The 19,963-nt window shown below is 71.4% G+C and carries 19 protein-coding genes; 13 read left to right on the top strand and 6 right to left on the bottom strand.

Going from position 1 to position 19,963, the window contains the following annotated elements; all coding sequences use genetic code 11:
- Positions 1–77: 77 nt before the first annotated feature.
- The 12 genes from leuA (at position 78) to IE269_RS36655 (ending at position 13,394) form a co-directional block, all read left to right on the top strand.
- Positions 78–1,850, top strand: a complete 1,773-nt coding sequence (gene leuA, locus IE269_RS36710) for a 2-isopropylmalate synthase (RefSeq protein ID WP_189827633.1) — start codon at positions 78–80, stop codon at positions 1,848–1,850.
- Between the two features lie 154 nt (positions 1,851–2,004).
- Complete coding sequence (locus IE269_RS36705) at positions 2,005–2,706, top strand: TerB family tellurite resistance protein (RefSeq protein WP_189827632.1); 702 nt, start codon at positions 2,005–2,007, stop codon at positions 2,704–2,706.
- A 104-nt stretch (positions 2,707–2,810) separates the two neighbouring features.
- Positions 2,811–4,922 carry an MMPL family transporter gene (locus IE269_RS36700; RefSeq protein ID WP_189827631.1) on the top strand — a complete coding sequence of 704 codons (2,112 nt, stop codon included), beginning with the start codon at positions 2,811–2,813 and terminating at the stop codon, positions 4,920–4,922.
- A 4-nt stretch (positions 4,923–4,926) separates the two neighbouring features.
- Positions 4,927–6,189, top strand: a complete 1,263-nt coding sequence (locus IE269_RS36695) for a sensor histidine kinase (protein WP_438817669.1) — start codon at positions 4,927–4,929, stop codon at positions 6,187–6,189.
- Positions 6,186–6,848, top strand: a complete 663-nt coding sequence (locus tag IE269_RS36690; protein ID WP_189827629.1) for a response regulator — start codon at positions 6,186–6,188, stop codon at positions 6,846–6,848. The genes IE269_RS36695 and IE269_RS36690 overlap by 4 nt, the downstream gene beginning before the upstream one ends.
- A gap of 57 nt (positions 6,849–6,905) precedes the next feature.
- Complete coding sequence (locus tag IE269_RS36685; protein WP_189827628.1) at positions 6,906–7,685, top strand: hypothetical protein; 780 nt, start codon at positions 6,906–6,908, stop codon at positions 7,683–7,685.
- A gap of 335 nt (positions 7,686–8,020) precedes the next feature.
- Positions 8,021–8,239, top strand: a complete 219-nt coding sequence (locus tag IE269_RS36680; protein ID WP_189827627.1) for a hypothetical protein — start codon at positions 8,021–8,023, stop codon at positions 8,237–8,239.
- 70 nt (positions 8,240–8,309) lie between these two features.
- Complete coding sequence (gene recO / locus IE269_RS36675; RefSeq protein WP_189827626.1) at positions 8,310–9,059, top strand: DNA repair protein RecO; 750 nt, start codon at positions 8,310–8,312, stop codon at positions 9,057–9,059.
- Between the two features lie 44 nt (positions 9,060–9,103).
- Entirely contained in the window at positions 9,104–9,955 is an 852-nt protein-coding gene (locus IE269_RS36670; RefSeq protein ID WP_189827625.1) for an isoprenyl transferase, read from the top strand.
- 82 nt (positions 9,956–10,037) lie between these two features.
- Entirely contained in the window at positions 10,038–11,240 is a 1,203-nt protein-coding gene (locus tag IE269_RS36665; protein ID WP_189827624.1) for a PP2C family protein-serine/threonine phosphatase, read from the top strand.
- Positions 11,241–11,361: 121 nt separating this feature from the next.
- Positions 11,362–12,951 carry a sensor histidine kinase gene (locus IE269_RS36660; protein WP_189827695.1) on the top strand — a complete coding sequence of 530 codons (1,590 nt, stop codon included), beginning with the start codon at positions 11,362–11,364 and terminating at the stop codon, positions 12,949–12,951.
- The gene (locus IE269_RS36655) at positions 12,948–13,394 is read left to right on the top strand and encodes a response regulator (protein WP_189827623.1); all 447 of its coding nucleotides are present in this window, start codon (positions 12,948–12,950) and stop codon (positions 13,392–13,394) included. Before IE269_RS36660 ends, IE269_RS36655 begins: the two co-directional genes overlap by 4 nt.
- Before the next feature lie 35 nt (positions 13,395–13,429).
- Here the strand turns inward: IE269_RS36655 and IE269_RS36650 are convergent, their stop codons facing one another.
- The 5 genes from IE269_RS36650 to IE269_RS36630 form a co-directional block, all read right to left on the bottom strand.
- Complete coding sequence (locus IE269_RS36650; protein WP_438817670.1) at positions 13,430–14,383, bottom strand: trypsin-like serine peptidase; 954 nt, start codon at positions 14,381–14,383, stop codon at positions 13,430–13,432.
- A gap of 173 nt (positions 14,384–14,556) precedes the next feature.
- Complete coding sequence (locus IE269_RS36645; protein WP_189827622.1) at positions 14,557–14,994, bottom strand: Fur family transcriptional regulator; 438 nt, start codon at positions 14,992–14,994, stop codon at positions 14,557–14,559.
- A 76-nt stretch (positions 14,995–15,070) separates the two neighbouring features.
- Positions 15,071–15,949, bottom strand: coding sequence for a metal ABC transporter permease (locus IE269_RS36640; RefSeq protein ID WP_189827621.1), 879 nt, complete (start codon positions 15,947–15,949; stop codon positions 15,071–15,073).
- Positions 15,949–16,767 (bottom strand): metal ABC transporter ATP-binding protein, encoded by an 819-nt coding sequence (locus IE269_RS36635; protein WP_189827620.1) that lies wholly within the window; start codon positions 16,765–16,767, stop codon positions 15,949–15,951. The genes IE269_RS36640 and IE269_RS36635 overlap by 1 nt, the downstream gene beginning before the upstream one ends.
- Positions 16,767–17,759, bottom strand: a complete 993-nt coding sequence (locus IE269_RS36630) for a metal ABC transporter substrate-binding protein (RefSeq protein WP_189827619.1) — start codon at positions 17,757–17,759, stop codon at positions 16,767–16,769. The genes IE269_RS36635 and IE269_RS36630 overlap by 1 nt, the downstream gene beginning before the upstream one ends.
- 212 nt (positions 17,760–17,971) lie before the next feature.
- Between IE269_RS36630 and IE269_RS36625 the strand changes: the two genes are divergently transcribed.
- Positions 17,972–19,357 carry a glycine--tRNA ligase gene (locus IE269_RS36625; RefSeq protein ID WP_189827618.1) on the top strand — a complete coding sequence of 462 codons (1,386 nt, stop codon included), beginning with the start codon at positions 17,972–17,974 and terminating at the stop codon, positions 19,355–19,357.
- Here IE269_RS36625 and IE269_RS36620 read toward each other — a convergent pair.
- Entirely contained in the window at positions 19,344–19,775 is a 432-nt protein-coding gene (locus IE269_RS36620) for a hypothetical protein (protein WP_189827617.1), read from the bottom strand. The genes IE269_RS36625 and IE269_RS36620 overlap by 14 nt on opposite strands.
- Between the last annotated feature and the right edge of the window lie 188 nt (positions 19,776–19,963).

The following is a 19,963-nucleotide window of genomic DNA, read 5'->3' as shown; positions in this document are numbered from 1 at the left end:
CGACCCCCTCCCCGCGGGATCTGGTGCTGCGCGACAGTCGGCCGTCCCCTTGCAGGAGACCCGAGGAGCCCTACGCAATGACCCCCCAGCAGGACCAGCAGTCCGTCGGCAACCCCACCCCCGTGACGAACGCCGCGCACTTCCAGAAGCCGTCCGGGATGCCGGTCCACAAGTACGGCCAGTACGAAGCCGTCACGATCCCCGACCGCACCTGGCCCGAGGCCCGCATCACCAAGGCCCCCCGCTGGCTCTCCACCGACCTGCGCGACGGCAACCAGGCACTGATCGACCCCATGTCGCCCGCCCGCAAGCGCGAGATGTTCGACCTGCTGGTCCGCATGGGCTACAAGGAGATCGAGGTCGGCTTCCCGTCCTCGGGCGAGACCGACTTCAACTTCGTACGCTCCATCATCGAGGAAGGCGCGATCCCGGAGGACGTGACGATCTCCGTCCTCACCCAGGCCCGCGAGGAGCTGATCGAGCGCACCGTGGAGTCCCTGCGCGGCGCGCACCGGGCCACCGTGCACCTGTACAACGCGACCGCCCCGACCTTCCGCCGCGTGGTCTTCCGCGGCACCAGGGAGCAGGTCAAGCAGATCGCGGTGGACGGCACCCGGCTGGTGATGGAGTACGCGGAGAAGATCCTCGGCCCCGAGACGATCTTCGGCTACCAGTACAGCCCGGAGATCTTCACCGACACCGAGCTGGACTTCGCCCTGGAGGTCTGCGAGGCCGTCTGTGACGTGTGGGGGCCGGAGGAGGGGCGCGAGATCATCCTCAACCTGCCCGCCACCGTGGAGCGTTCGACGCCCTCCACGCACGCGGACCGCTTCGAGTGGATGTCCCGCAACCTGTCCCGCCGCGAGCACGTGTGCCTGTCCGTGCACCCGCACAACGACCGGGGCACCGCCGTCGCCGCCGCCGAGCTGGCGCTGATGGCCGGCGCCGACCGCATCGAGGGCTGCCTGTTCGGCCAGGGCGAGCGCACCGGCAACGTCGACCTGGTCACCCTGGGCATGAACCTCTTCTCGCAGGGCGTCGACCCGCAGATCGACTTCTCGCAGATCGACGAGATCCGCCGCACCAGCGAATACTGCAACCAGATGGAGGTCCACCCGCGCCACCCCTACGCGGGCGACCTGGTCTACACCGCCTTCTCCGGCTCCCACCAGGACGCCATCAAGAAGGGCTTCGACGCCATGGAGGCCGACGCGGCCGCCCAGGGCAAGACCGTCGACGACATCGAGTGGGCGGTCCCGTACCTGCCGATCGACCCCAAGGACGTCGGCCGCTCCTACGAGGCGGTCATCCGGGTCAACTCGCAGTCCGGCAAGGGCGGCATCGCGTACGTCCTGAAGAACGACCACAAGCTGGACCTGCCGCGTCGTATGCAGATCGAGTTCTCGAAGATCATCCAGCAGAAGACGGACTCCGAGGGCGGCGAGGTCACCCCGAAGGCCATCTGGTCGGTCTTCCAGGACGAGTACCTGCCCAACGCCGAGAACCCGTGGGGCCGCATCCAGGTCCGCTCCGGCCAGACCACCACCGACACCGACGGCACCGACACCCTCACCGTCGAGGCGGTCGTGGACGGCGTCGAGACGGTCCTGACCGGCTCCGGCAACGGCCCGATCTCCGCGTTCTTCGACGCGCTGGCCGCCGTCGGCGTCGACGCCCGCCTGCTGGACTACCAGGAGCACACGATGAGCGAGGGCGCCTCCGCGCAGGCCGCCTCGTACATCGAGTGCGCCATCGACGGCCAGGTCCTGTGGGGCATCGGCATCGACCCGAACACGACTCGGGCCTCGCTCAAGGCAGTTGTCTCCGCCGTGAACCGGGCGGCCCGCTGACCTCCCTGTTTCCACCATGTTTCGGAAGGTCCCGTTCCCGCAGCGCCGGGGGCGGGACCTCCGTCTTTCCACAGGGTGCTGACGGGGGGTCTCGGATGTGGCTAACATCACGTCCAACCCCGGCAATGATGCCGAAGCGTTATGGAGGTACGCCGTGCTGCCAGGACGAGGCCGATCGCTCAGCCTGTGGGGCGTGCGCACCACGTGGACCACCGTCGGCGACGGGGAGTTCTTCTGCCCCGGCTGCGGCGGCGACCGCAACTACGCCCGGCGCACCGGCCGCCGGCGCCTCACCGTCCTCGGCGTCCCGCTCTCCGCGCGCGGCACCGTCGGCCCCCTCGTCCAATGCGCCTCCTGCGAGGGCGAGTTCGGCACCGAGGCCCTCGACCACCCGACCTCCGTGCGCTTCTCCGCGATGCTCCGCGACGCCGTCCACACGGTCGCCCTCGCCGTCCTCGCCGCGGGCGGCACGCCTTCTCGTACGGTCACGGCCGCCGCGGCGGCGACGGTCCGCTCGGCGGGCTTCGAGGACTGTACGGAGGACCAGCTCACCCACCTCGTGGAGGCGCTCTCCGCCGACTCCGGCCGCTACCTCCCCGAGGAGGCGGAGTCCGGCATCGACTGCCCCTACAGCGCCACCCTCGCCATCGAACTGCACGAGGCGCTGGAGCCGCTGGCCCCGCACCTGGCGCCCGCCGGGCGCGAGTCCCTGCTCCTCCAGGGCGCCCGCATCGCGCTGGCCGACGGCCCGTACAACCCGGCGGAGCGGGAGGTCCTGGCGACCGTCGGCGCGGCCCTCCAGCTGTGCGCGGACGACACCGCGAGGCTCCTCGCGGCGGCCCGGACGCCGTCCTGATACTCCCCGGGGAGTAGCACCGCTCCCGTGCCGCCCCCGGGGGTAGGGCCCAACTCGTTTGTACGGCCGACGAGTCGGGGACCTGCCGCCGGAAGTCTGGAGGCATGGACACCACCCCGAATCCAGCGCCCCCCGCACCCCGCCGGAGCCGCAGCCCCTGGGCGGTCCTCGCGCTCTGGGCGATCGTGCTCGCCGTCGCCCTGCCCTTCGCGGGCAGGCTCGGCGACGTACAGCGCAACAACGCCGTCGACTACCTCCCCGCGAGCGCCGACTCCACCCAGGTGGAGAAACTGCGCGAGCTGCTGCCCGGCGGGGAGAGCACCGACGTCGTCCTCGTCTACCACCGCGACGGCGGCCTCACCGCCCCCGACAAGGCGGTTGCCGCACGCCAGGCGGCCGCCGTCGCCGAAGCCCACCCCCTCGCCGCACCCCCGAAAGCGATCCCCTCCGCCGACGGCGCCACCCTCATGTACCCCGTCTCCACGGCCGGACCGGGCACCGACGAAGAGGCCCGCACCGCCTTCGTCACCGACGTGCGCGCCCTCGTGCAGGACGGCGACGGACTGAGCGCCGAGGTCGGCGGCACCGGCGCCCTCCAGCACGACCTCGGGGAGGTCTTCGGCTCCATCGACGGCACCCTGATGATCGCGACCGTCCTCGTCGTCACCGTCCTGCTGATCCTCACCTACCGCAGCCCCTTCCTGTGGCTGGTCCCGCTGCTGGCGGTCGGCGTCGCGGCCCTCGCCTCGCGGGCCGCCGTGTACGGGCTCGTGCAGGGCTTCGACGTCGTCGTCACCGGGCAGAGCGGCGGCATCATGACCGTCCTCGTCTTCGGTGCGGGCACCGACTACGCCCTCCTCGTCGTCGCCCGCTACCGCGAGGAACTCCGCCGCCATGTGCGCCCGTACGACGCCATGCTGGCCGCCCTGCGCGGCTGCGGGCCCGCCGTCCTCGCCTCCTCGGGCACCGTCGTCGCGGGTCTGCTCTGCCTGCTCGCCGCCGACCTCAACAGCAGCCGGGGGCTCGGCCCGGTCGGCGCGGTCGGGGTGATCTGCGCGCTGGCCGCGATGCTGACGCTGCTGCCCGCGCTGCTGGTGCTGCTCGGCCGGCGGGTGTTCTGGCCGCTGATCCCCGCGTACGGCAGCGAGCCGAAGGAGCGCCGCAGCCTCTTCGCCCGCATGGGGAGTTCGGCAGGGCGGCGGCCGGCCGCCGTCTTCGTCACCGGGGTCGTCGCGCTCGGCGCCCTCGCGCTCGGCGCGTTCAACCTGCCCGGCGAGCTGAAGACCGGCGACAGCTTCACCAAGGCCCCCGAGTCGGTGTCCGCCATGGCGACGCTGTCCGCCGCCCACCCGGACCGCGGCAGCCAGCCCATCAGCGTGTTCGCCCCCGCCGCCGACGCCTCCCGGGTGCTCGCCGGAGCCCGTACCACCGAAGGCGTCGCAGGGGCCCAGCAGGGACGCAGCGGCGGCGGCTGGACCGAGATCCAGGTCTTCGCCGAGGGCGCCCCCGAATCGGCGGCCGAGACCGCCACCATTGAGGCGCTGCGGGCCGGGCCGGGAGCCGAGTACGGGGCGCACGTCGGCGGGCTCAGCGCCCAGACCCTCGACACCGCCGCCACCCACTCCCGCGACCGGCTCGTCGTCGTCCCGCTCGTCCTGGCCGCCGTCGCGCTCATCCTCATGGCACTCCTGCGCAGCCTCGTCGCACCGCTGCTGCTGATCGCCGCCGTCGTGGTGGTGTGGGGTGCGACGCTCGGCCTCGGCGGGCTCGTCTTCGAGCCGCTGCTCGGCTTCCCCGGCTTCGACTCCGGGCTCGCCCTGCTCTCCTTCGTCTTCCTGGTCGCGCTCGGCGTCGACTACGGCATCTTCCTGATGCACCGGATGCGCGAGGAGGCCCGGCGCGGCGCGACGCCCAAGGAGGCGGCGCTCACCGCGCTGCGCACCACGGGCGGGGTCATCGCCTCCGCCGGGGTGGTGCTCGCGGCGACCTTCATGGTGCTGGCCTCGCTGCCGCTGGTGATGATGGCCGAACTGGGGATTCTGGTGGCGGTGGGCGTGCTGCTCGACACCTTCCTCGTACGGACGTACCTGGTGACCAGTGCGAGTGTGCTGCTGGGGCGGCGGGTGTGGTGGCCGGGGAACCTCGCCCGGAAGCCTGCGGCCGCACCAACTCCCGTACCCCGCCTGGCAGATGACCGGGTGCGTACCCGAGGATGACCGTGTGCCCTCGCCGCCCGAGCACGTGTTCGCCGTGCTGAACCGCGACCCGCTGCTCGCCCCGCACCGTCTGCGCACCGACACGGCGCTCGCCGCCGCCGTCGGTGCGCTGACGGCCGCGCTGGCGCTACTGGTGTACGACGGGCGCGCACCGGACGTCCTCGGGTGGCTGCTGCTGGCGGTGGCGGTCCTCGCGCTGGTGTGGCGGCGGGTGCGGCCGGTGCCGGTGCTGCTGGTGGTGCTGGCGGCGGTGGCTCCGTACCACGCGCTGGACTACACGCACACGGCGCCGGTGCCCGTCGCGCTCATCGCGATGTACACGGTCGCGGCGACCTCGCGGCCCGTCGCCGCCCTCCTCATCGGGCTGGGGGCGGTGGGGCTCGCGGTGTCGGTGATGCTCACCGTCAACACGCATCAGGGCCTGGAGCTGCTCGGTACCTCCGGGTGGATCGTCGCCGTCGTCCTCGTCGGGGTCGCCCTGCGGCTGCACCGGCGGTACGTCGCCGCGATCGTCGAGCGCGCGGAACGGGCCGAGCGCACCCGGGAGCAGGAGGCGGCGCGGCGGGTCGCCGAGGAACGCGTACGCATCGCCCGCGACCTGCACGACCTGCTGGCCCACTCGATCACCCTCATCGGTGTCCAGACCTCGGTCGCCGCCCACGTCCTGACCGTCGCCCCCGACCGGTTCGACCGGGCGGCCCTCGCAGGCGCCCTCGACGGCATCACCGAGACCTGCCGCACGGCGCGCGGCGAACTGCGCACCACCCTGGAGGTGCTGCGCGCCGACGACCCCGCCCCCGACGGACCGCTGCCGGACCTGGCGGCGCTGCCGGAGCTGGCGCGCAGGGCGGAGGCGACGCTGCACCTGGACGTGGACGGCGTGCAACCGGTGCCCGCGGTGCAGGCGGCGGCGTACCGCATCGTGCAGGAGGCGCTGACGAACGCGGTGCGGCACGGCGGGGACGGGGCGAAGGCGGCGGTACGGGTCGCCGTGGAGCAGGGGAGCCTGCGGGTGCGGGTCACGGACGACGGGGCGGGCTCTCACGGCCCCCACGGCATCCACGGTTCCCACGGCCCGGACGGGACCGGCGGATACGGGCTGACCGGCATGCGGGAGCGGGCGCGCAGCGTGAACGGCACGCTGGCGGCGGGCCCGCGCGACGGGGGAGGGTTCGAGGTGAGCGCAGTGCTGCCGCTGGGGGGCGACAAGGCGCGGGACGACGGGCCGCGGGAGAGCGGCCGGACACGGGAGGGGGAGCGCGGGTGACGATCCGGGTGCTGCTGGCGGACGACCAGACGCTGGTGAGGGCCGCCTTCGCGGTCCTGGTCGAGTCGGCGCGGGACATGGAGGTGGTGGGCCAGGCCGGGACGGGCCGCGAAGCGGTCGCGCTGGCCGCCTCAGCGCGGGCCGACGTGGTCGTGATGGACATCCGGATGCCGGACCTCGACGGCATCGCGGCGACCCGGCTGATCGCCGCCGACGAGGACCTGGCGGGGGTGCGGGTGCTGGTCCTGACCACGTACGACACCGACGAGCACATCATGGCGGCGCTGCGGGCCGGGGCCTCCGGCTTCCTGGTCAAGGACACCCACCCGGCCGTCCTCCTCGACGGCATCCGCACGGTCGCGGCGGGCGAGTCGCTGCTCTCTCCCGGGCCCACCGCCCGCCTCATCGCCCGCGCCCTGCGCGCCCCCGAGGCACCCTCGACGGGCGGCCCCGAGGGGCTTTCCGGGCGCGAGCGGGAGGTGCTGGCGCTGGTGGCGCGCGGGCTGAACAACACGGAGGTCGCCGAGGCACTGGGCCTGTCGCCGCTGACCGCCAAGACCCATGTCAGCCGGATCATGGGCAAGTTGGGGGCACGGGACCGGGCGCAGCTGGTGATCGTGGGGTACGAGTCGGGTCTGGTGGTCCCGGGCGGGGGCTGAGCCGGCCACGGCGTACGCCGACGCGCACCCCCGCGCCCCCTGTGGCAGGTTGAGCGCATGGCGCACCAGGAACAGGCGGGCAGGCCGGGACAGGGCGAGGGAGCGGGGGAGGGCGAGGAACGGCGGCACGGGTTGAGCAGCGGGCTCACCCTCACCACCGCCGCGTTCCTCTTCCTGCTGCTGAGACTGTTCGCCGTCTCCGGCTACCAGTGGCACACCGCCTTCGCCGTGCTGCACACCCTGGACCTGGACGACAGCATCGGGATCGTCCTCGGGACGGTCCTCGCGGACTCCGTCGTGGCGGCGGTCCTGCTCGTCGTGCTGCTGCCCGCGTTCCTCTTCCGGGTGCTGGGCGGCTTCATGCTGGCCGCCCGGATGCGCGAGGAGGGCAAGCTCGACCGGGACGCCCGGATCGACCTGGCCGGGATCGGGATGCTCGCCATCGCGGTCGCGGGCATGACCGCGTACGTCCTGAGCTTCGGCACCTGGTGGCTGCCGCTGGCGTCGGTGCTGGTCGTGGCGGTGATGGTGGGCTTCGGCGTGCTGACGCGGGGCGCGCAGGGCCAGGTCGGGGAGGCGTCCCGGTGGGCGGGGCGGCACGTCATGGGCCTGGTGCTGGGCGCCTCGGTCCTCGCGATGCTGGTCAGCGCCGCCGTCGTACGGACGCCGTGGATGCCGCTGGAGCGGGTCGAGCTCCAGGGGCACGAGCAGCCGCTGCGCGGGTACGTGCTGGAGGCCGAACCGGGGTTCCTGAAGTTCCTGACGGAGAAGGACCGGGAATTCTTGATCATTCGGGACGAGGACGTGAAGTCCCGCGAAGAGGTCCTGGAACACTAGCCGCACTCGCGCAGGAGTACGGTCCCCGGTTGCGTGCGCCGGTAATGCGCCGCTCAATAATTCTTGCGCCGCCCTTTAGTGATTCCGAAAGGCCTGTTCGAATTCAATGCGGGTATCCACAGCGCAGACCTCCCCCCGAGAGTAGCCAGGTCGGCCCGCCTGTGTAACGCAAAACGTGAAATCCATTCCGGGCGGGAAGCAATGGCAATGATGGGAATCCGCACCCCGGTCCGCATCCGTCGGGAATGCGCGGGAAACACGGGAGAAGTGGTGGAAGTCATGGAGAAAATGCGCGCGACGCGGGAAAGAACCGGTCTCGTGCCGTCGGACGAGCGGTGAAGCCCCCGCCCCTCGGCTCGTACGTGGTGGACCTCACCAGCGCACGGGTCGGCCGGGTCGTCGCCAAGGTGGGCCGCCTGCTGCGGCTGACCCCGGTGGGCGGCGGCCGCGAGTGGAACGCCGACGAGGGCGACGTACGCCCCGCCACGGCCTCCGAGCGGCTCAGTGCGGCCACGGCGTACGTCAACGCGCGCAGCCGCGGGGAGCTGCCCTAGGAATGCGCACCCCAGGACCCCGGGCCCCCGCACCCCCGGACCGCCCTCCACGTACGGGACAATGGACCCCATGAGTCTGTTCCGTGATGACGGCATCGTCCTGCGCACCCAGAAGCTGGGCGAGGCGGACCGCATCATCACGCTCCTCACCCGCCACCACGGCCGCGTCCGGGCGGTCGCCCGGGGCGTGCGCCGCACCAAGTCGAAGTTCGGGGCCCGCCTGGAGCCCTTCTCCCACGTGGACGTGCAGTTCTTCGCCCGCGGCAGCGAGCTGGTCGGCCGCGGGCTCCCGCTCTGCACCCAGGGCGAGATCATCGCCCCCTACGGCAGCGGCATCGTCACCGACTACGCCCGCTACACCGCCGGCACCGCCATGCTGGAGACGGCGGAACGGTTCACCGACCACGAGGGCGAACCCGCCGTCCAGCAGTACCTCCTTCTGGTGGGCGGCCTGCGCACCCTCTCCCGCGCCGAGCACGCCCCGAACCTCATCCTGGACGCCTTCCTGCTGCGCTCGCTGGCCGTCAACGGGTACGCCCCCAGCTTCGACGACTGCGCCAAGTGCGGCATCGAGGGACCCAACCGGCTGTTCTCCGTCTCCGCGGGCGGCGTCATATGCGGTGACTGCCGGGTGCCCGGGAGCGTCGTACCCTCTGCGGAGGCCGTCGGGCTGCTGAGCGCGCTGCTCACGGGGGACTGGGCGGCGGCCGACGCGTGCGAGCCCAGGCACGCGCGTGAGGGCAGCGGGTTGGTCTCGGCCTATCTGCACTGGCACCTGGAGCGCGGACTGCGCTCGCTCAGGTACGTGGAGAAGGCGTAAGCGCACCCGGCAAGTACAGGCACACCAGAGGGAGAACCACCACCATGGCACGACGCGGAATCCTGGGGCGCAACAAGCGCGAGTACAAGGTCCCCGAGCCGCACCCGTCCGGTGCGCGCCCCCCGAAGATCCCCGGTGAGCTGGTCCCCGAGCACGTCGCGATCGTCATGGACGGCAACGGCCGCTGGGCCAAGGAGCGCGGCCTGCCCCGCACCGAGGGCCACAAGGTCGGCGAGGGCGTCGTCCTGGACGTCCTCAAGGGCTGCCTGGAGATGGGCGTCAAGAACCTCTCCCTGTACGCCTTCTCCACCGAGAACTGGAAGCGCACCCCCGACGAGGTGCGCTTCCTGATGAACTTCAACCGTGACGTCATCCGCCGCCGCCGCGACGAGATGAACGAACTCGGCATCCGCATCCGCTGGGTCGGCCGGATGCCGAAGATGTGGAAGTCGGTCGTCCAGGAGCTCCAGATCGCCCAGGAGCAGACCGTCGACAACGACGCGATGACCCTCTACTTCTGCGTCAACTACGGTGGCCGCGCCGAGATCGCCGACGCCGCCCAGGCCATCGCCCGCGACGTCGCCGCCGGAAGGCTCGACCCGTCGAAGGTCAACGAAAAGACCTTCGCCAAGTACCTCTACTACCCCGACATGCCCGACGTGGACCTGTTCCTGCGTCCCAGCGGCGAGCAGCGCACCTCCAACTACCTGCTCTGGCAGAGCGCGTACGCAGAGTTCGTCTACCAGGACGTGCTGTGGCCCGACTTCGATCGCCGCAACCTGTGGGACGCCTGTTACGAGTACGCCCAGCGCGACCGGCGCTTCGGCGGTGCGATCCCCAACGAGCAGCAGAACAACGCCGGTTCACCGCTCGCGCAGGTGCCCGAACAGGGCTGACGCCCCCTCCCCGGCAGTATCATTCGGCCCGTGAGGAGGCGCGCCGCCCAGGGCGGACCGGCCTCCGGGCTGGGGGTGGGCAGTGGCCGAGCGGCTCGTGGTGGCCGGCAGGACATCCGGTGCGAGGGACCTCGAAGCCGTCCTGCTGCTGGTCGAGGACGACGCGGGCGACGCGGTGCTGTTCACCGAGGTCCTCCAGGACAGCGACCTGCGGGCCGACGTCCACTGGTGCACCACTCTGGGCGCGGCCCGCACCTTTCTCGCCGGGCACGACGGGCCGGTGTGCGTGCTGCTCGACCTGCACCTGCCGGACGTGCGGGGGCTCGATGCGGTACGTCAGGTGCTCGCCGCCCACCCGGACGCCGCCATCGTCGTCCTGACCGGTCTCGTCGAGGGCGAGGCCGGTCAGGCCGCCGTCGCCGAGGGCGCCCAGGACTACCTGGTCAAGGGCCGCCTCGACGCGGAGACCCTGTCCCGGGCCGTCCGGTACGCCGTCCAGCGCAAGCAGGTCGAACAGGCCGCCGTGGCCCTGCACGCGGGCCGGCTGCGCGCCGAGGAGAACGCCCGCCTCGAACTCGGCCTGCTGCCGGTGCCGTTGATGCGCGCCACCGGCTTCGAGGTGGACGCCCGCTACGACCCGGGCCGCGAACAGGGCCTGCTCGGCGGCGACTTCTACGACGTCGTGCAGACCGTCGACGGCACCGTCCACGCCGTCATCGGCGACGTCTCCGGGCACGGCGCCACCGAGGCCGCCCTCGGGGTGTGCCTGCGCGTCGCCTGGCGGGCGGCCGTGCTCAGCGGCTGCACGGGACCCGCCCAACTCCGCCTCCTGGAAGAGATCATGGCCGCCGAGCGGTCCGCCCGGCAGGTCTTCGCGACCCTCACCAGCCTCGTCTTCCCCGCCGACCGCCGCTCGGTGCGCGTGGTGCGCGCCGGACACCCCGGCCTGCTGGTCCGCGCCCCCTCCGGCACCACCTGGTACGACCCGCCCGGCGGCATGGCGCTCGGCATCGCCCCCGGCACCGGCGCCTGGCCCGAGACCGACCTCCCCCTGGAACCCGGCACCGGCATCGTCGTCTTCACCGACGGCCTCTTCGAGGGCCTCACCGGCCCCCGCACCCGCCTCGGCGAGAACGGGCTGCTGCGCCTCGCCCGCCAGTACGAGTCGCTGCCCGCCCGGGAGTTCGTCCAGGCACTGGTCCGCTCGGCCGCCGCGGCCGCCGCCCCGCACGGCGGCCTCGCCGACGACATAGCGGTGCTCCACCTGGCCTGGGCGAGCGGCTGAGGTGGCCGCCGCCCCGGGCGAGAGCCCCGGCGGACGCCCCGGCGGACGCGTCGGCTGCGCCCTGCGCTCCCGCACCGGCAGGCTCTCCGTACGCGGCTGGATCCGCCTCGTCCTGGTGACCATGGCCGTGCTGCTGGCGGTCTGCGCCGGAGTCGGCGCCAGCCTGCTCGGCCGCACCAACGACCGCAATGCCGAACTCGTCGACCACCTCCAGCCCGGCCGCTCCGCCAGCCTCCTCCTCCAGCGCTCCCTCCTCGACCAGGAGACCGGAGTGCGCGGCTACGCGCTCAGCGGCAACGACTCCTTCCTCGACCCCTACTCCGCCGGGGTCCGCGACGAACCCCGCCAACTCCGCGAGGTCGCCGCCCTGCTGGGCTCCGGCGGCCACTTCGGCGCCGACCTCGACGCCGTGCGCGAGAAGGCCGCCGAGTGGCGCAGGACGCAGGCCGAGCCGTTGATCGCCGCCATCCGGGGCGGGGCGCGCGCCGCCGACGTACAGCAGCGGGTGGAGGCCAGCAAGAAGTCCTTCGGCGAACTGCGCGGCCTCCTGCGCGTCCAGGAGCAGCACATGGACCAGGCGCGGCTCGCCGCCCGCGCCGAGATCGCCCGGCTGCGCACCCTGCGCGACGTCACGTTCGTCGTCATGCTCGGGGTGATCGCCACCACGGGACTGCTGCTCGCGCTGCTGCTCAGCCGCATGGTGGTGCGCCCGCTGGCCGCCCTGCGGGCCGCCGCAGACCAGGTCGCGGGCGGCGACTTCGACCGGCGGATCGCCGTGCCGGGGCCCTCGGACGTACGGGCCGTGGGCGGCTCGGTGGACCGGATGCGCCGGCGCATCGCGGGCGAGCTGGCCGAGGCCATGCAGCGGGAGACGCAGCTCGCCCGGCAGGCCGCCGACCTGGAGGCCCAAGCTCGTGAACTGGAGGCACAGACTCGTGAACTGGAGGCGCAGACCCTCGAACTGAGCCGCTCCAACGCCGAGTTGGAGCAGTTCGCCTACGTCGCCTCGCACGACCTCCAGGAACCCCTGCGCAAGGTCGCCTCCTTCTGCCAGCTCCTGGAGAAGCGGTACGGGGAGATCGTGGACGACCGCGGCAAGCAGTACATCGCCTTCGCCGTCGACGGCGCGAAACGCATGCAGACCCTCATCAACGACCTGCTGACCTTCTCCCGGGTGGGCCGCCTGGACGCCGCCCCGGTCGCCGTCGGCATGGGTGACGCCCTGGACCGGGCGCTGGTCAATCTCGCGGCGGCCGTCGAGGAGTCCGGCGCGGACCTCGTCGTACGCAGCCGACTCCCCGTGGTGACCGGCGACCCGACCTCCTTCACCATGCTCTGGCAGAACCTCGTCGGCAACGCGATCAAGTTCCGTCACCCCCGGCGGCAGCCCGTACGGGTGGTCGTCGACTGCGAACGGGTCGGCCGGGAATGGGAGTTCACCGTCCGCGACAACGGCATCGGAGTGGCGGAGGAATTCGCCGAGAAGGTTTTTGTCCTCTTCCAGCGGCTGCACTCGCGCGAGGAGTACGCGGGCACCGGCATCGGCCTCGCCCTCTGCCGGAAGATCGTCGAGTACTACGGGGGCAGCATCCGTCTGGAGGGGGCGGCCCCGGGAACCCTCGTGCGTTTCAGGCTGCCGGCGGCGGGGGAGTCCACGGCCACCACCGCCTCCGCCACGACCCATTCCGCACAAGCAGGAGCGCGTACATGAACAGTCCCGCCACCCCCATCGAAGTGCTCCTCGTCGAGGACGACCCGGGCGACGAGCTGATGACCCGGGAGGCGTTCGCCGACAACAAGATCCACAACACCCTGCATGTCGTCCGGGACGGCCAGGAGGCCTTCGACTTCCTCTACCGGGAGGGCGCGCACGCGAACGCGGTGCGCCCGGACCTCATCCTGCTGGACCTCAACCTCCCCAAGTACGACGGGAAGCAGGTCCTGGAGCGGATCAAGCAGGACGACGAGCTCGCGCACATCCCGGTGGTCGTCCTCACCACCTCCGCCGCCGAGGAGGACATCCTGCGCAGCTACAAACTCCACGCCAACGCCTACGTCACCAAGCCGGTCGACCTGGAGCAGTTCATCACCGCCGTCCGCCAGATCGACGACTTCTTCGTCTCCGTGGTGCGGCTGCCGCCGAAGCCGGCGTGAGGGCGGGGGCCGGTGTGTGCCCCCGCCCCGCCCGGCTAGCTCGCCTGGGCCTTGTCGTACGCCGCCTTCACCTCGTTGCCGAAGTACGGGCCGTACATCCTGCCCGGCAGGAAGGTGTAGCCGAAGCTGTTCACGGACGCCTGAAGGCCCGTGCCCGTCGACTCGTTGAAGGAGTTGAACCAGGGACCGCCGCTGGAGCCGCCCGTCATGTCGCAGGCGAGGCTGTGGTCCTTGGTGAGCAGGAAGTCCTTCGTGGTGTTCCCGGAGCAGTAGATGAGCTTCTTGCCGTCGTACGGGGCGGCCGCCGGGAAGCCGAACGCGTACATCGGCTTGTTGTAGCCGCCGTTGAACTGGAGGCCCTGCGCGCCGACCACGTCGGACAGCTTCTGCCCGTTGAGCGGGTTCACCACGGCGAGACCGACGTCGTAGTTCATGTCCTCGCTGGCCGCCCACTGGTCGGTGGCGGAGGTCTTCGCGGCGGTCCACGTCCCGTACGGGGTCGCGCCGTCGTTGTACGCGGGCACGAACACCCAGTTGGTGTGCCAGGCGCCGTCCAGCTTCACGCAGTGCCCGGCCGTCACGACGGTCGACTTGTTCTGGCTGGTGACGGAGTTGCCCGAGCAGGAGGCGGTCCGGCCCTGGTACGTGAAGAACACGCGGCCGGAGGTCTTCACCACCGCCCCGCCGCCGGTCCAGGCGCCGCCCTTCTGCGGGAAGGCCTTCGTGGACGTGGTGGCGGGCACGGAGGTCGTGGGGCCGCCGGCCTTCGCCGGGCGGATCTTCCCGGGTGCCGCCTGCAACAGGTCGAGCGGCTCGGCCGTACGCATCCGCTCCGGCGTCCAGAAGTTCCGTACCTTCTGCTCGGCGGAGAGGGTAGAGAGGGTGGGGGAGGCGGTGTCGGCGGCGGAGGCGGGGACCGCGCCGGTGACGAGCACGGCGGCCGTGGCAGCCGCCAGGCCGAAGATTGCACTGTGGGGACGACGTCTCACGCTGACTCCTTCTGCGAAGAGGGGGAGCGGTGCGGAAATCGGTGTGCGTGAGGCAGCGTGCCACGGAAGCTGAATATCTGTCAGGAGTGCGCGCAGCACTCCGTACGGGTTGGCCGAAACATGCCGAACGCCCCAACCCCGCAAGGGAGTTGAGGCGTTCGGAAAGAGCGGGATCAGGCGGCGGCGCACTCCGCGCAGGTGCCGAAGATCTCCACCGTGTGCGCCACGTTCACGTACCCGTGCTGCGCGGCGATGGACTCCGCCCACGACTCGACCGCCGGGCCCTCGACCTCGACCGCCTTGCCGCACATCCGGCACACCAGGTGATGGTGGTGGTCGCCCGTCGAGCAGCGCCGGTAGACCGACTCGCCCTCACTGGTGCGCAGCACGTCCACCTCGCCGGCGTCGGCCAGCGACTGGAGCGTGCGGTAGACCGTGGTCAGGCCCACCGAGTCGCCCTTGTGCTTGAGCATGTCGTGGAGTTCCTGCGCGCTGCGGAACTCGTCCACCTCGTCCAGCGCCGCCGCCACGGCGGTCCGCTGCCGGGTGGAGCGGCCCTTCACCGGTGCGGTGTTCGTCGTCGCGGTCGCACCGCTCGGCGCCGTCGTCACAGGTGCCTCCTCAGGTTGCCCATTACGCGAGTACATACGTCGGGCCATTGTGCCAGGAGCGCCGCCGCGCCCCGTTTCAGACCTTCGCCGCCACGGGTGCCACGGCGTTGTCCTGCCCCTTCGAGTGTCCCGCGCGGGCCCGGCGCCGTGCCAGGGGTGTGGCCAGAAGTGTCAGTGCGACGAAGACCGCGATGGCCAGCAGCACGATGGTCGCGCCCGGCGGCACGTCGTACTGGTACGAGGCCACCGTCCCGGCGAGCGTCACGACCGTACCGACGGCGACCGCCAGTACGAAGGTGACCGTGAAGCTGCGCGAGATCTGCTGCGCGGCCGCCACCGGCACCACCATCAGCGCGCTGACCAGCAGCAGGCCCACGACCCGCATGGCGACCGTCACGGTCACCGCCGCCGTCACCGCGACCAGCAGGTTCAGCGCCCGCACCGGCAGCCCGGTGACCCGCGCGAACTCCTCGTCCTGGCTGACCGCGAACAGCTGCCGCCGCAGCCCGATCGTCACCGCCACCACGAAGGCGGCGAGCAGCACGATCGCCGTCACGTCCTCCTGCGAGACCGTGGAGAGCGATCCGAAGAGGTACGAGGACAGATTGGCGTTGGAGCCGGTCGGCGCCAGGTTGATCAGCAGCACACCGCCCGCCATGCCGCCGTAGAAGAGCATCGCGAGCGCGATGTCGCCGCGGGTCTTGCCGTACCAGCGGATCAGCTCCATGATCACCGCGCCCGCGATGGCGACGACGGTGGCCGTCCACACGGGGCTCGTCTGCATCAGGAAGCCGAGGCCGACACCGGTCATCGCCACGTGGCCGATGCCGTCGCCCATCAGGGACTGGCGGCGCTGCACCAGGTAGATGCCGATGGCGGGCGCGGTGATGCCGACCAGGACGGCGGCGATCAGGGCCCGCTGCATGAAGGCGGTGGAGAGGATGTCGGTCAGCATCAGGTCAGCAGTCCCGTCGGTACGGGGGAGGCCGCTGCCGGGGCCGCATGCGGGTGGCAGTCCTCCTTGGTCAGGTGGTGCGGGTCGTGGCCGGGCAGCGCCTCGCCGGCGGTCACCGGGCCGTCGTACGTCACCAGGCCGTCGCGCAGGACGACGGTGCGGTCGATGAGCGGCTCCAGGGGGCCCAGCTCGTGCAGGACCAGCAGCACGGACACCCCGGCGGCGACCTGCTCGCGCAGGGTCGCGGCGAGGATCTCCTGGCTGGCGAGGTCCACGCCGGCCATCGGCTCGTCCATGATCAGCAGCTCGGGCTCGGAGGCCAGCGCCCGCGCGATCAGCACCCGCTGGTGCTGGCCGCCGGACAGGGCGCTCACCGAGTCCTTGGCCCGGTCGGCGAGCCCGACCAGCGCGATGGCCTTCTCGACGGCCGCCTTGTCGGTCTTCGACATCAGGCCGAGCCGGGTGCGGGAGAGCCGCCCGGAGGAGACGACCTCGCGGATCGTCGCGGGCACACCGCCCGCGGCCGTCGTGCGCTGGGGGACGTAACCGACCCGCGCCCACTGCTTGAAGCGCTTCAGCGGCGTCCCGAACAGCTCGACCGAGCCGCCGGTGAGGGGCACCTGCCCGATCACGGAGCGTACGGCGGTGGACTTGCCCGAGCCGTTGGCGCCGAGCAGGGCGACGACCTCGCCGCGCTGCACGGCGAGGTCGATCCCGCGCAGCACGGGGCGCGAGCCGAGCACGGCGGTGGCCGCGCTCAGGGATATGACGGCGTCGTTGTGCACGGTTCGCGCCTCCGGGGCTGCTGGGAGTGGCATTACTTGGCGCCGAGCGCCTTCTTCAGCGCTTCGAGGTTGGACTGCATGACCTCGATGTAGGTGGAGCCCTTGGACTTGTCGGTGATGCCCTCCAGGGGGTCAAGGACGTCCGTCTTCAGGCCGGTGTCCTTGGCGAGGGTGTTCGCCGTCTTGTCGCTGACCAGCGTCTCGAAGAAGACAGTGGTGACCTTGTCCTCCTTGGCGATCTTCTGGAGCTGCTTGATCCGGGCGGGGCTGGGCTCCGACTCCGGGGCGACGCCGCTGATGCCCTCCTGCTCCAGGCCGTACCGCTCGGCGAGGTAGCCGAAGGCGGCGTGGGTGGTGATGAAGGTCTTGGTGGAGGTGTTCTTCAGGCCGTTCTGGAAGGCCGTATTCAGGCCGTCCAGCTTCGTGACCAGTGTCTCGCTGTTCTTCTTGTACGTCGCGGCGTTCGCCGGGTCGGCCTTCGCGAGGGACTTCTCGACGCCCTTGGCGATCTCCGCGTACTTCACGGGATCCAGCCAGACGTGCGGGTCGGTGCCGCCCTCGGCGTGGTCGTGACCGTGGTCGTGGCCCTCGTGCCCGGCCTCTTCCTCGCCGTGCTCGTGGCCGCCGGCCTCGGTGCCGTGCGTCTCCATCTTCGTCAGGGTCGCGGCGTCGACGGTGGCCTTGGCCCCGGACTGCTTCACGGCCTCGTCGACGGCGGGCTGCAGGCCGCCGAGGTAGAGGATCAGGTCCGCCTCGCCGAGCTGGGCGGTCTGCTTGGGCTTGAGCTCCAGGTCGTGCGGCTCGACGCCCGGCTTGGTCAGCGTGGTGACGGCGACCTTGTCGCCGCCTATCTGCTCGGCCAGGTACTGCATCGGGTAGAACGACGCGATCACGTTCAGCCTGCCGTTCTCGCCGCTCTTGCCGTCGGCGGCGGAGGAGGAGCCTCCGCAGGCGGACAGCGTGACCAGTCCCAGGGAGACGGCGGCGGCGGTGGCGGTCGCGGGTATGAGGCGTCGTACGTTCATGACACTCATTTTCAACAAAAGTGGAAACGATTGTCAATAGTGTGGTTGTCCGCTCTGTACCGCATACCGATTTGATCCGGGGCCCCCGCACGCCGGTAACCTGAAGCATTCGCCGGGCCGTGCCGGGTCGTGGCCGTGCAGGGGGGCCGCGCGGGGGAGCAGCGCGCACCGGCGGGGACACACACCTTCGTCGTCGTAATGAAGAGAGCACCGTGGCCGCCGACAAGATCGAGACCATCGTCAGCCTGAGCAAGCGCCGTGGCTTCGTTTACCCGAGCAGTGAGATCTACGGCGGCTCCAAGGCCGCCTGGGACTACGGTCCGCTGGGTGTCGAGCTCAAGGAGAACATCAAGCGTCAGTGGTGGCGCGCGATGGTCATCGCGCGCGAAGACGTGGTCGGTATCGACTCGTCGGTCATCCTGGCCCCCGAGGTGTGGGAGGCGTCGGGCCACGTCGCGACCTTCTCCGACCCGCTCACCGAGTGCACCGCCTGCCACAAGCGCCACCGCGCCGACCACCTGATCGAGGCGTACGAGGCCAAGCACCACGGCCGCGCCCCCGAGAACGGCCTGGCGGACATCAACTGCCCCAACTGCGGCACCAAGGGCCAGTTCACCGAGCCCAAGCAGTTCTCCGGCATGCTGGAGACGCACCTCGGCCCGACCCAGGACACCGGCTCGAAGGCGTACCTGCGCCCGGAGACCGCGCAGGGCATCTTCACCAACTTCGCCCAGGTGCTGCAGACCTCGCGCCGGAAGCCGCCGTTCGGCATCGCCCAGATGGGCAAGTCCTTCCGCAACGAGATCACGCCCGGCAACTTCATCTTCCGCACGCGCGAGTTCGAGCAGATGGAGATGGAGTTCTTCGTCAAGCCGGGCGAGGACGAGCAGTGGCAGGAATACTGGATGGAGCAGCGCTGGAACTGGTACCTGGACCTCGGCATCAACCCCGAGAACATCCGCTGGTTCGAGCACCCGGCCGAGAAGCTCTCGCACTACTCCAAGCGCACCGCCGACATCGAGTACCGCTTCAACTTCGGCGGCACGGAGTTCTCCGAGCTCGAAGGCGTCGCGAACCGCACGGACTACGACCTGAAGGCGCACTCCAAGGCCTCGGGCCACGACCTGGTCTACTTCGACCAGGAGGCCAACGAGCGCTGGACGCCGTACGTCATCGAGCCGGCGGCCGGTGTCAACCGCGCGATGCTCGCCTTCATGCTGGACGCCTACCGCGAGGACGAGGCCCCCAACGCCAAGGGCGTCATGGAGAAGCGCGTCGTCATGGGCCTCGACCCGCGCCTGGCCCCGGTCAAGGTCGCCGTCCTGCCGCTCTCCCGCAACCCGCAGCTCTCGCCGAAGGCCAAGGGCCTCGCCGCGGACCTGCGCAAGAACTGGAACATCGAGTTCGACGACGCGGGCGCCATCGGCCGCCGCTACCGCCGCCAGGACGAGATCGGCACGCCGTTCTGCGTGACGGTCGACTTCGACACCCTGGACGACAACGCGGTGACCGTGCGCGAGCGCGACACCATGAAGCAGGAGCGTGTCTCCCTCGACATGATCCAGGAGTACCTGGCGGTCCGCCTCATCGGCTGCTGATCCGCTTGTACGTTGCTGAGCCCCCGGTCGCTGCGGTACGCGGCCGGGGGCTCCGGCGTGCCAGGGCGGCGCAGAGTGCGGCCAGCGGGAGTTCCGCGCACAGCGCCATGGCGAGGGCGGCGGCGAGTTCCGTGCCGGGCGCGGAGGTGAGCAGGTCGACGCAGGCGTCGGCGGTGAGGAGCAGGGCGGCTCCGGCGGCGGGCAGGCGGGCGGGGCGACCGGTGCTCCGGCGCGCACCGGCGGCGAGGAGACAGACGGCCTCCAGCGAGTCGAGGGCTATCCAGGCGGCGGCCTCGGCGGGCGGCAGGGTCGCGGCCAGGTAACCCATCCACGGGAGCAGTGCGAGCCCGGCGAGGGTGAGGAGCCTGCCCTGCCAGAGGGCCGTCGGTACGGGGGAGTCGAGGGCGAGGAGGGCCATGGCGGGACGGGGTCCTTCCGGGGGTGGCGGGGCCCGGCTGCCGGGCTCTCTGTCTCGTGATCCACACTCCGGATTTCGGGGGCCCGGGTCAGGAATGCTGCTTGCCGACCTGGGGTGGCACCAGTTGCACCCCCGCACGGCAACAGGCTTCCTGTCGGGCTGTCAGACCCACCGTCTACCGTCGGATC

This window comes from Streptomyces spiroverticillatus (assembly GCA_014650415.1).
Classification (GTDB): domain Bacteria; phylum Actinomycetota; class Actinomycetes; order Streptomycetales; family Streptomycetaceae; genus Streptomyces; species Streptomyces spiroverticillatus.
The sequence above is the reverse complement of the archived record's forward strand: the minus strand, read 5'-3'. Positions and strand labels throughout refer to the sequence as shown.

Excerpts from the sequence above, each read along its gene's own strand:
- IE269_RS36700 (WP_189827631.1), top strand. The coding sequence starts at position 2,811 with ATGGACACCACCCCGAATCCAGCGCCCCCCGCACCCCGCCGGAGCCGC.
- IE269_RS36685 (WP_189827628.1), top strand. The coding sequence starts at position 6,906 with ATGGCGCACCAGGAACAGGCGGGCAGGCCGGGACAGGGCGAGGGAGCG.
- IE269_RS36660 (WP_189827695.1), top strand. The coding sequence starts at position 11,362 with ATGGCCGTGCTGCTGGCGGTCTGCGCCGGAGTCGGCGCCAGCCTGCTC.
- IE269_RS36620 (WP_189827617.1), bottom strand. The coding sequence starts at position 19,775 with ATGGCCCTCCTCGCCCTCGACTCCCCCGTACCGACGGCCCTCTGGCAG.
- IE269_RS36630 (WP_189827619.1), bottom strand. The coding sequence starts at position 17,759 with ATGAACGTACGACGCCTCATACCCGCGACCGCCACCGCCGCCGCCGTC.
- IE269_RS36635 (WP_189827620.1), bottom strand. The coding sequence starts at position 16,767 with ATGCCACTCCCAGCAGCCCCGGAGGCGCGAACCGTGCACAACGACGCC.
- leuA (WP_189827633.1), top strand. The coding sequence starts at position 78 with ATGACCCCCCAGCAGGACCAGCAGTCCGTCGGCAACCCCACCCCCGTG.
- IE269_RS36640 (WP_189827621.1), bottom strand. The coding sequence starts at position 15,949 with ATGCTGACCGACATCCTCTCCACCGCCTTCATGCAGCGGGCCCTGATC.
- IE269_RS36655 (WP_189827623.1), top strand. The coding sequence starts at position 12,948 with ATGAACAGTCCCGCCACCCCCATCGAAGTGCTCCTCGTCGAGGACGAC.
- recO (WP_189827626.1), top strand. The coding sequence starts at position 8,310 with ATGAGTCTGTTCCGTGATGACGGCATCGTCCTGCGCACCCAGAAGCTG.
- IE269_RS36670 (WP_189827625.1), top strand. The coding sequence starts at position 9,104 with ATGGCACGACGCGGAATCCTGGGGCGCAACAAGCGCGAGTACAAGGTC.